The sequence below is a fragment of the Atribacterota bacterium genome (assembly GCA_028717805.1).
Taxonomy (GTDB): domain Bacteria; phylum Atribacterota; class Phoenicimicrobiia; order Phoenicimicrobiales; family Stramentimicrobiaceae; genus Stramentimicrobium.
This window is the reverse complement of the sequence record JAQUNC010000051.1, coordinates 1-11,695: the sequence shown is the minus strand read 5'-3', so window position 1 is coordinate 11,695 and position 11,695 is coordinate 1. Positions and strand designations below refer to the sequence as shown.

The 11,695-nt window shown below is 34.7% G+C and carries 9 protein-coding genes; 2 read left to right on the top strand and 7 right to left on the bottom strand.

Going from position 1 to position 11,695, the window contains the following annotated elements:
• Positions 1–537 precede the first annotated feature (537 nt).
• From PHD84_09510 to PHD84_09490, 5 genes are all read right to left on the bottom strand, one after another.
• On the bottom strand, positions 538–1,530 hold the full coding sequence (locus PHD84_09510; protein MDD5638033.1) for a hypothetical protein: 993 nt from the start codon (positions 1,528–1,530) through the stop codon (positions 538–540).
• A 43-nt stretch (positions 1,531–1,573) separates the two neighbouring features.
• On the bottom strand, positions 1,574–2,254 hold the full coding sequence (locus PHD84_09505; protein ID MDD5638032.1) for a zf-HC2 domain-containing protein: 681 nt from the start codon (positions 2,252–2,254) through the stop codon (positions 1,574–1,576).
• A 295-nt stretch (positions 2,255–2,549) separates the two neighbouring features.
• Complete coding sequence (locus tag PHD84_09500; protein ID MDD5638031.1) at positions 2,550–3,146, bottom strand: sigma-70 family RNA polymerase sigma factor; 597 nt, start codon at positions 3,144–3,146, stop codon at positions 2,550–2,552.
• Positions 3,147–3,161: 15 nt separating this feature from the next.
• Positions 3,162–4,373: a tetratricopeptide repeat protein gene (locus PHD84_09495; protein ID MDD5638030.1), complete on the bottom strand. Its 1,212-nt coding sequence runs from the start codon at positions 4,371–4,373 to the stop codon at positions 3,162–3,164.
• Positions 4,374–4,415: 42 nt separating this feature from the next.
• A complete protein-coding gene (locus PHD84_09490; protein MDD5638029.1) occupies positions 4,416–5,303 on the bottom strand; it encodes a tetratricopeptide repeat protein in 888 nt (295 codons plus the stop codon).
• 401 nt (positions 5,304–5,704) lie between these two features.
• Between PHD84_09490 and PHD84_09485 the strand changes: the two genes are divergently transcribed.
• A complete protein-coding gene (locus PHD84_09485) occupies positions 5,705–6,796 on the top strand; it encodes an LptF/LptG family permease (protein ID MDD5638028.1) in 1,092 nt (363 codons plus the stop codon).
• Between the two features lie 490 nt (positions 6,797–7,286).
• On the top strand, positions 7,287–9,989 hold the full coding sequence (locus PHD84_09480) for a hypothetical protein (GenBank protein ID MDD5638027.1): 2,703 nt from the start codon (positions 7,287–7,289) through the stop codon (positions 9,987–9,989).
• A gap of 25 nt (positions 9,990–10,014) precedes the next feature.
• On the opposite strand, the gene PHD84_09475 is transcribed toward PHD84_09480, so the two are convergent.
• Together PHD84_09475 and PHD84_09470 are read right to left on the bottom strand one after the other, a co-directional pair.
• The gene (locus PHD84_09475) at positions 10,015–10,623 is read right to left on the bottom strand and encodes a hypothetical protein (protein ID MDD5638026.1); all 609 of its coding nucleotides are present in this window, start codon (positions 10,621–10,623) and stop codon (positions 10,015–10,017) included.
• 134 nt (positions 10,624–10,757) lie between these two features.
• A complete protein-coding gene (locus PHD84_09470; GenBank protein MDD5638025.1) occupies positions 10,758–11,450 on the bottom strand; it encodes an LptA/OstA family protein in 693 nt (230 codons plus the stop codon).
• Positions 11,451–11,695: the final 245 nt, after the last annotated feature.

Sequence of the window (11,695 nt, the reverse complement as noted above, 5' to 3'; positions counted from 1 at the left end):
CCTTTAATGTATTTTACTCCACCTACTTCATACGCTCCATCTATTGCAATGGTAACGCTTTCAACTTCGCCTTCGCCTTCGCCTTCGCCTTCGCCTTCGCTGGGAATCAGGTCACAGCCGACAAAAACAAAAGCGGCAAGGGTTGCAATAAGTAAGAGTACTAATAATTTCTTCATTAAGAATTCTCCTTTCGTGTTTCTTAATTATTTCTATTTTCTTTTTTTCCATGGATTTTAGTGAGAAATTAATTAATTTCTCTTTAATCTGGATTCCTGGCTTTTTATCTATAAGCTATTTAAAAATATTTTACAGATAAATACACCGCATGTCGACCTCATACGGGCTAAGAAACCAGCTTTTATAGGCAATCATTATAGTTTATAATATATAATTTGCTAAAAGTCAAGCATCTTACAACTGTGGGAATAACTGTGAGTAGTTTTCAGTTTATAGTTTTCAGTATTATTATCCTTGACAGAAGTGAAACTATGAACTAAAAACTTTGACCTTTATTTTATTGTCAATGAACTATATCTATTAATTAAACGGTGATGAGCCACTTTCGTTATCAGTTGTGTCATCCCCACCTGAAGAAATGGGGGAAGAGCCTGTTTCTCCAGAGGGAGCAGAAGAACCAGATCCGCTTATTGCACTTCCAGATGATGAAGAGGGTAAACCAGGAATAGATGAACTACTGCTGGTACCTTCCACCATTGTATCCCGCTGTAATGAGCTGGATGTGACCTGAACTGCTATTGCTGCTACAATAAGGTCCTGAATATTCATACAAATATTTTCCAGATTATTCTCAACCTCCAATGCCTGGTTGAATATGCTTTCTACCTTATCACTTCCGATACCCATTTCAATTGCCTTCAAACCCAGGTTAGCCAGCTCTTTGGTAACATCTTCTACTTCTGACCATTCTTTACCCTGTTCGCTACTCAGCTTTAAAATCTGCGCCAGAGTGCTCTGGGGAACACCATTAGTAAGAGAATCAGCAAGTATATCAATCATCTCTTCTGGTTCCCCGTTCTGAATTTGACTTTCAGCAAGCAGGTTTTGAGCAATCTTCATATTTTCCGATTTCTGGTTAAGCACATTAATAATCAAGCGCTCTTCCACATTTTTGGCCAGTCCTTCTTTTACTTTATTAAGAAGAGGTTTTTCCGAAATACCATCATTTTTAGCTGAAATAACCGTATCAAGAAATTTTTTGATATTGTAGGGATCAACCTCGTTTTGCACACTGTCTTTTATAATGGAAAGGGTATCTTCAGTGGAAATTCCTTTATCTATTGCTTCCTGAACTGTATTTAGCACCATCCTTTTCTGAAAGTCACTGTAAGATGAGTTATCGAGAGCTTGTTCAAACTGGCTAATAGCATTTCCATTTTTAGATTCACTTGCCTGAATGGAAAGAGATAGGGAGAAAAAGAAAAGTGCTGTAATAGTCAGGCATATCAATGAAAATAAAACTTTTCTATTTGTTTGTTCTTTTATCAATTTCTTTTCCATTCTATTTTTCATTTATTTATTCTATCTCAATATTCTATCCCAAATTTTTTTTAAATCATTCCGACTGGCAATTGCTGATTTCAATAACGGCATTTTTATTGCCAAAACCGTCACTGACATAACGGTAAGCTGCCGGATCAGGGACCCACTTTTGTCCATCAATGATAAACATATACTCATAGCGTCCCGGTTCCAGTTTCAAAGTAACAGTCCATATACCATCATTGTTATCATCAATTAGAAGATTACGATTAGGATCCCAGTCGTTGAAGTCACCCACTACAGCAATACTATTTATCTGGCTGGCATCAGCCCTCATAGAAAAGGTAATCTCAGCTAAATTGTTGGGGCAGTATTGCTCGACTGATGAAAAATACATATTATAACCCAGAAAAGCAGTTACCAGGGTTACACCTAACGCTGCAGCCCACTTCAGGGAAATACGCGGGATGGTTAGAAGATGGTGAGCCTTTTCCCACCAACTCTGCACCACAATTGATTCTTCCTGGGTAATTTTTTGCATAACCTGGTCAGTAAAATCAGTTGGGAGTTGTTCTTCAGATAAGGATAAGGAATTTAATTTTTGATAAAGATTCTGCCAGGCTTGGAATTCCTTCTGGCAATCAGAGCAGGAATTAAGATGCTCTTCTATCTCGGCTGATTCCTCGGTTGAGAGCCTTCCTTCCAGATAATCCTCTATATATTCCTGAATATTCTGACATTTACTGTTTTTCATTCTAGCAAGATATTCAAGGGAATCTTTCCCCTTGAAAACCCCCTTAATTTAGTATTAATTTAATATCTAGTAGATTTTTTCTTATTTATAAAACAAAATTTTTTTAAAACTTTTCTTTAGAGAATTTCAGTACATACCTCTTGGTTTGCATAATCTTACAATTTTATATCTTTATAGTTTTACGTAATTTGGATGCTATAAAATTGTATCCTCTTTTTATTTATCTTTCTACTTAATGATACGTAAAATTTGACAGAATGTTACATAAAGAAGGAATTTTTTTACTATATATTTTTTATTTTTTTATATTTTGTAAAATATCTTTCAATTGTACTCTGGCTCTGTGTAGACGGACCTTTACTGAATTCAGGGGGATGTTCGTAACTTTAGCAATCTCATGATAAGAAAGGTTTTGCATATGGCGTAGAACAATAATCTCTCGTTGGGCAAGAGGCAGGGTTTTGATAGCGGCTTGTAACTCATTTTTGTGTTCCTGCTGGACCTGCCATTCCTCTGGATTAGTTTTCAGTTCATTATGGTTATGGAAAACAGCATTTGCTGTTTCATCGTCGACTTCCTGCTGGGCAGAAAAAGGTATGGTTAAAGCCTTCTTCCTCATTCTATCGCGTATAATGTTAAGGGTAATCTTGTATAACCAGCTGGAGAAAGAATAAGCGGGATTATATTGATGCAGGGAACGGTATGCTTTTAAAAAGGATTCCTGAGCGATATCTTCACTGTCATGGTAATTTCCGGTCATACGTAATGCCAGCTGATAAACCATATTCTTATATTTTTCAACTAAGAAGGAAAAGGCTTCGGTATTTCCCGATTGACATAGTTCAATCTTTTCCAGATCACTACTTGAGTCAAATATCTCTTTTGCATTCATTTTATATATTTTTCGTCATTCTTCTTCAGGATTTTCTTCGGGTGGAAGATAATTTGCTCTAATAAAATCGATCCGCTGTTGAGCTTGTGTAGCTATTGATTTGCCATCATCCCAGGTACTATTAGGATATTCATCAACAATTACCTGATAGGCGGCAATTGCTTCTTCCCACATTGCTTGCTTTTCATAACAATAACCGATATAAAAATAGGCAGCCGGAGCAATCAGTCTGTTTTCACCAGGCCAGGCAGAAAAGGGATAGTTATTGATTGTAGTCTGAAAAGCCATAATAGCTTGATTGTAGTTTTGTAAATTATAGTATATTTCCCCGATAAAGTATTGAGCGGCAGGAGCATAAATGCTTTCAGGATAAAGTGCTATTATTTGCTGAAAAGCCATAATAGCTTCATTATTATCACCCAATCTTTTATTGCACCAGGCTATTCGGTACTGAGCCAGAGGAATTAAATCACTGAGCGGATAATTATCAATAACCGACTGATATTGGATTTTAGCATGGTAGTAATCGCCAGTCTGATAATAACAGTTTCCTATTCCCAGGCGTGCATTATCAGCCCAGGAGCTGTCGGGGTAATAAAAAAGAAGAAGTGAATACTCATCTCTTGCTGCAATATAAAGCCCACTTATTTCGTAAATATTGCCAATATAATACTGGGCATCATCGGCCCAGAAGCTGTCGGGGAATGTATCGCGCAATTCTATGAAAGTATCCATAGCTTGCTGGTAATCTTTCTGTTCCAGAAACTCTATAGCTGTATCATAAAGAATAGTGTCTTCCTTTGGCTGAAGAATGATTGGATCGCCAAAATAAACTTCATTGATAATATTTGGTTCAATAAATACATTAATCAATTTAAGGGTAATATATCCTTCTTTAATAATAGTTAAGGTTCTTTTCCCCGCTGGGACTTCATTTATCAGGAAATATCCATCCTGGTCAGTGTAAGTAGTATTAGTAGATCCACTAATGCTTATTAGTGCATCCGAAAGTGGTTCTGAGCTTTCTGAACTTTGACGATGCACCACTCCTTCCAACGTACCGGTCTGGGGATTAATTATACTACATCCATTAAGAAAAATTGTTATGGTGAGCAACAACAAAAAAGGTAATAAAATCTTTTTTAGTAAAAACACTGGCACTGACCTTAATGAAATTTTTTTAAAATACTTTACTCGTTGCTTGTTTTTATTAATTAAAGAAAACAAGGCGTTTCTCCTTTTTTCAATTACATTGTCTATTAGGAAAATTTAGAATAATTCTTTTTTGGCTAAATCTGCGAAGTTAGTATCAGGGAACTCTTTCAGGATAAGCTGAAAATAATATTCAGCTTTCTCTTTTTCATCTATTTTATCATAGGATAGCCCTAAATAATAGTAAACAAAATCACTTTTAAGACCCGGTTTGAGATATCTAAAAAAGGTATCTATGGCATTTTGATAGTCTTCCTGCTGGTAATAAATCCAGCCCAAATGATAATAAACATTAGTGTGATAGGGTTTTTCAGCTATTAGCTTCTGGTAAATATCTATGGCTTTCTGGTATTCATCAACACCCGGTATTAAGCTACGAATCTCATAAATATAAGCAAGCTGAAAGTAATCATTGGTATGGTCTTTATCGGAATTTTCTTCGATTTTCTTTAAATATTTTTCTATCGCAGTATCAGAAACCTGGTATGCCTGGCGGTAATATCTAGTTGCTTTGATTATATTTCTCTTTTGTGTAGATTGCTGCCCCTGTTGAAAATATGATTGACCAATATAATAATAGATTTCAGGATTGTCGGGATCTTCAGGAATACACTGTTCCAGTTGTTTAATTGCTTGTGAGTATTTCTGTTCCCAGAAAAGTTCCTTACCCATCTCCAGACAGGTGGGAGGTTTTTCTACTTCAATAATATTTGGTATGGTTTGTCTTTGAGCTTGAATGATCTGTTCACTCTCCTGGGCTAAGGAGACAAGAAACAAAGTATTGGAAAGTGGGCTTAACAGGTATAGTGCTAGAAGCATCAGAAAAAGCAAAGTGGAAAATATTTTAGGTACTATAGGAGGCACTATTAGTATTTTTAATTGCACTGTTGCCCTGTATAGCCTTGTTCTTATTCTTACTATAGCTCTGGTTAAATAAGTTAACAAATTTTTCACTCCTGTAGTTTTATTAATTGTATTAATGATAAAAATAAAATTTTTAAAAGTATTACTTAAGTAATTAGTCACTGAATACTAATATAATTACTTTATTTTACATCATTTAATGAAAATTTAAAAATCATAAAATGATTTTCTAATCATAATAACAAATGGATTATATAATAAACTCACCTCAGGTGCAAGAAAAGTATTCTTTGAATTGTAATTATTTTAAGAATTCAATAAGTTTCTGAAATCCTCTAAAATGTATTATTTCTTTTTACTATTTTCCTGTCTATAAAAATCTTTTTTTTCTGAAAATGTTTTGTGTTATAATAATGAAGAAATTTTAAAACGTGAGAAGAAATAAATTCAAAAAAATGAATAGATCAATAAAGAGGTAGACAGTGAAAATTCCTGGCACAAAAATCATAGACCGCTATATTATTTCTCAGGTAATGAATTATTTTCTGGGAGTAGTAGCTCTTTTAACCATTCTACTTATTATGGAAACAATGTTTGAGCTTATGGAAATGCTTATCAATAAAAAAGTGCCTATTATCAATGTAATTGAATTATTACTCTATCGCCTTCCTGCTTTTTTAGTACTAACTTTCCCTATCGCTCTCTTGGGTTCCAGTGAACTGGCTATTGCTCAGATGTCCACTAATAACGAAATTGCGGCCATGCGCACTGGTGGTATCAGTTTTCGTAGAATCATGAAACCTTTTTTAGTTGCAGGCATTTTAATCAGTATTCTATCTTTTGTAACTAATGATTACATAGTACCGGAAACCAATCATATCTCTCAAAATATTATCAGGGAGATTGTGCTAAAGAAAGGTCCTCCCCATATTCAACGTAATGTCTTTTTCCGGGATGCCGAAAACCGATATTTTTATATAAACCGTTTAGATGAACAAAATATGATTATGAGGGAAATAATGATTTATGAGATGACCCGTGAACGTTTTCCCAGGGTAATTACTGCCACTGAGGGTCAATGGGTTGTAGATACCTGGCAATTAAAGAATGGTACCATCTATAATTATAATGAGGACGGTAAGATTACCTATGAAATGAGTTTCCAGGAAATGGAAATACAGGTGAAAGATGAGTTGCAGGACTTTTTCAAGAATCAGCGTACACCTCAGGAAATGCCTAGTAGAGAGTTGAAGCAACAAATACAGATACTGTCTGATGCGGGAGTGGATACTAAAAATTTTGAAGTAGACTATCATGTTAAATTTTCCTATCCCCTCTCTGGCTTGATTTTTGCCCTGATGGGTGTTCCCCTTGGTATTCAGATTAAAAGAAGTACCAAAGCTACCGGTATTATAATTAGTATTGCTCTGGTTTTCCTCTATTATGTAATATATTCTTTATGTCGTTCCCTTGGTAGGGGTGGCATGGTAGATCCTTTCATTTCATCCTGGATACCTAATCTCATATTTTTAGGATTAGGCATTTTTCTGGTAATTAGAGCTGAAAAAACATAATAACGGACACAAAGGGACGGTTCTCTTGTGATTCTTGTGACATTATTTTAAGAAAAAGTCGATGTAAGTAAATTCAGGTAATGAAGTAATCTCATATCATTATCTCCGCATAGAATTAAACTTATAACTTTAAACTTTATATTTTACATTAATGAATAAAGAATAAATTTAAATTATTGTGAATAAAAATGTAAATAAAATAATTGTAAATAATATTATATTCATAATATAATAATAAAATAATTGTAAATATACACTTAAATAAGGTAGCAAAATAAACATTATGAACACAAGGAACTATAAATTCAGTTTCAAAAGGCAGCTATTTTATACTTACTCAAAAATTATCTTCGATATCTTTTATACATATATACCTGTATATATACCTAAAAATATATTTCTTACAATCTCCTCAATTTTCCACAATTTTTCGTTAAAAATACTGCTTAATTTAATATTAACAGGTATATTAACTATTGCTATCTTAACCATGCCCTTAATAAATATTTTAGCAGATGCTCAAACAGATTTTTTATCTGATGAGCAGATTAAAGCTTATGCTGTTACCAGATTCTGGCAAGGATTTACCGAATATGAGATTCGCCTGTTCTGGTCTCCTTTTGAATGGGAGACGGCTGATGAATATAAAGTATTTAAAAGTATTAATAAGGGTGATTTTGAGGAAATAAAAGCCGACTATCAAGATGAAGGTTTTCAGTATTGGTGGACTGATGAGGAAGTGCTGGATAGGAATACTTACAGCTACTACATAGAAGGTTATCAATTTAATGAATTGGTAGGAAGGACCGAACAGGTTGAGGTTGATTTCTGGTTACCCTCCTGTACGGCTATATACCCAGTTGATAATGAAATTGTACAAGAAGAAGAGCCGGTATTTAAATGGCAATCAATTGCTATAACTACTTTTCCTTTTAAAAATGTTATATTTTCTGCCAAGGGAGAATTCATAGTCCATGATTTGACTGAGGATGAAGAAATCTGGAGAGTTGATATTGAAGATATAAACATCAGCCAGATTACCTTTAACAAGGAGGAGGTTAGTAAACCTTTAGAGAAAAAACACCAGTATCAATGGCAATTCCAGATTACCGGTTATGATGCAGATAATAAAGCTATTGCTGAATCTATTACCGGAGGCCTTTTTGGATTTCAGGAAGCAGTTGAAGAAATTGTACCTGAAGAGGAAGAAGAGGAATATGTAGAGGGTAAATTAAGTATTGATGCTAATTTTGTTAGTTATCAAGTAATCGAGGGAGAAGATGTAGTTGTTGCTCAGGAAAATGTCAGCCTTAGCTATGAGGATATTAGTCTCAAAGCAAATTATCTTCAGATTATTTTAGACCGAAATGAGTTGATAGCCAAAGAGGAAGTCGTTTTCAGCATTGGAGAAGATACCTATTCCTGTCAGGCTTTGCATTATAACTGGAAAACAGACAAAATTATTATGGAAGATTTTGCAGGTGAAACCACTGGGAAAAATATCAGGGGATTGGTTTACTATGAAGGTGGAAAAATGGAAAATTTCCCGGATACTATCGAAATATCAAGTGGTCTCTTTACTACCTGTGATCTGGAAGAACCGCACTGGCATATTGAAGCAGAACAAATTACTATCTATATTGATGATAAGATAGTTGCCAAAGGTGTTTCCTGGTATGAAGGAAAAAGAAAAATGTTCACCTTCCCTTCTTTTTTAATCTTTCTGAGAGGGAAAAATCAACTTCCTTATGTCCCCGATATTGGTCAGAGTTCCAGCGAAGGATGGTTTTTGAAGAATCAATTTAATTATGTTCAAGATGCCTCTTCCTATGGTAGCATTTATGTCGATTGGATGCAAAAAAAAGGATTGGGAGCTGGAATTGAACATACCTTTGAATTAGGGGAAGAAAGAGTAGATGACGGCGAGGTAGTTCTTTATCTTTATGCTTTAAAAAGAAAAACTGCTAATATCTATGATCTGGATGCCAGTATTAAATACTGGCAAAATTTTGAAAATGACTTAAGGTTGAAGGCAAATATAATATACGATGGTATTGTGTATCCTGGTTCATTCCAGAGCTCAAGCCACACTATAAAACCTGATTTTTATATATACAAAAAATGGGAAGATGCGCTGCTTACCATTACCGGAAAATACAATTTCAATGTAAAAACCGATGCTACAACCAGTACCGGTAATATCAAAATGGTCTATAATCAGAATATTACTGATGACTTAAATTCGAATCTCACTCTACTCTATACTTCAAAGGATTCCACTAATCAACCTATTGATCATTTACTCCGTCCAGAATGGCAATTAAAATATACCGGACAGGGTTACACGCTTAGACTTATAACCGAAAAATTGATTGATTTAGGAGATAAGCCACCTGGTGCCGGTACGGTAAGTACTCTTGATAGATTACCGGAGTTGATTTTTACTAAAAGTAGCACCGAATTATGGGATACCGGTATCAACTATAGTGTTAATGCATCAGTCGGTAGGTTTTACGAAAGCGCTACGGATCAGGAAAATGTACGAGGAGAATATATAATTAATGCTAATAGACCCTTTAAAATTACCGATAATATCAGTTTAACTGCATCAGGTATTTATAGACAGGATGTCTATTTAACTGGGGAAGCACGTTATATGGTAGGTGGTAAACTAGATTTAAAAGTAGGCTATCAACCAGAATTTTATGGAAATTTTTCTTACAATTATTATAGGTCTGAAGGACCAACTCCTTTTAATTTTGATGTATTGAGCCCTCTGACTGAATCTGCCAGTGCCAGTATAGTTTTAAAGCCAAGAGATGATTTACAAATTAACCTTTCTACTAATTATAATTTTGTAAGCGAATCTTTCGGTAGCCTGGGAGCGAGATTGCAATGGAAACCAAAGGGAGACCACAATATTTATTTAAGCACCTATTATGACTTAAATAAAAAGCAATGGAATAAGCGAATTGATACTAAAATGTCATTAAAATTAAGCGAAGAATGGAAGCTAGGCTACAGTGGTTCTGTTTACTTTGATAAATTTGATATCAGAAATAGCGTAATAAGTGTAGTCAGAGATTTACACTGTAGGGAAATTAGTATTAATTATCGTCAATCCACCAAATCTATATGGGTTGATTTTAGCATTAAAGCTTTCCCCACTGAAACCATTACCCTCGGGGGGTAAGAGGTAATACAATGCATTTACTGTCCTATGACATAACAAGGGAAATAGTCACTTTAATGATATCAAAATCAAGGCCACCATCTGAATCCAATGGAAAGTCTTGCACTATTTTATTAAAGTTTGATAAACTGGTATCAATGGTTAAATCTGATGAGTTGTTAATATAATCATAAGTCGTATCATTGTAATCAGTAGTTATAACATTCATAAAAATCTTTTCAGGATTGCCTAAAGAATCAAGATCAAGATTAACCTGAAAATAGTTATCATCTGTTACACCAATACTGGTATGCAGACAGGTGCTATCCCACTTTCCAAAACAGAATCCCATATAATCTAACATAATATAATAATACCCTCCTTCCCATTCCTCTCTATCCCAGGAGGGTGGTTTTGAAGCTTCTTCTTTGGTATCAAAAACGATATAATATTTCCCAAGTTCAGTATTTAGCTGTCCGTTTTCATTTAAATCAACCCTGATAATCAATAATTTATTTTCCTCACCGCCTCCTCCATCAGGCCAGCGGGCACATCCATTCATAAGGAAAACAATTGTCATAATCAGCAAGGCACTGAAGCCAAATTTAAACAAGGTACTGCTCTTTCCCCTATCATTAACAGTTCTATTTGGCATAATGAATCTCCATTTTGTTACTTGTTATCATTACTTGTACTTGGTTACTTGTGTGCTTGGGGGTCAGGTCTTCACATTTGACATTTCAATCAAATGTCAAATGTGAAGACCTGACCCCCAAGCACAAGCATGTTTTAATCTAGGACAATGCTACTTCTAACATTTCCTGTTACTTCCAGTTTATCATCATCAATGTAGAAGACTGCGCTATCACCTGATATTCTACGGTTGTTGGCAATTTCTTCAATCTTAACTCCACCAGTTAAAGTAATTTTATCCTCTGCATCATTATAAATTGCTTCCAGTGCATTGATAGTATAATCTTTCTTGCTAATGACTACCTCTCCAGTAGCAGTCATATTTTTAGTTTCAGTAAAAATTTCTAATTTCTGGCATAACCAGGTAATATTATCAGATTCTCCCTGAGCGTCCTCTCTTTCCTGTACTAATTCTACCTGATTTTCAAAGATATAACGTTTGTCGTTTAGAAATGCCTCCAGTTTCTCACCAGTAATGGTTATGTCCTCCTGGACTAATTTCACATTTTCAGAAATCTGCCCGATTTTATTGTCAACATTAAATGATGCCAATTCGGAGGTGAGAGTAGTATCTTCCTGGATAATAACCACATTACCAATAAAAACCATCAAATCATTTTCTTTGTCATAGTTGACCTGATCGGCTGTTAGTTCCACTACGGATTCTTCCTGCTGATTATTTTCCTGGACTGCTATTTCTGTCTGCCCTCCTTGCTCCTGAGCAGACATAAAGACATTTGATACACTCATCAATAAAATTACCAAAAACACTATAAACAACTTTCTCATTTAACTACCATAACCTTCCTTCCTCTTTTATTGTACTTGCTTGCTTATGGTGCTTATTACTTGGGTTACTTGGGGGTCAGGTCTTCACATTTGACATTTCAATCAAATGTCAAATGTGAAGACCTGAACTTCCCATCTGAAAAATCAAGTAATCTTCAAACTTTTTTATGCCGCTTTTAAAGCTTCTTTTTTTATCTGATAATCCCTATCTTCGGTTAGCATTCGGTAAATGACTTTGATCATCT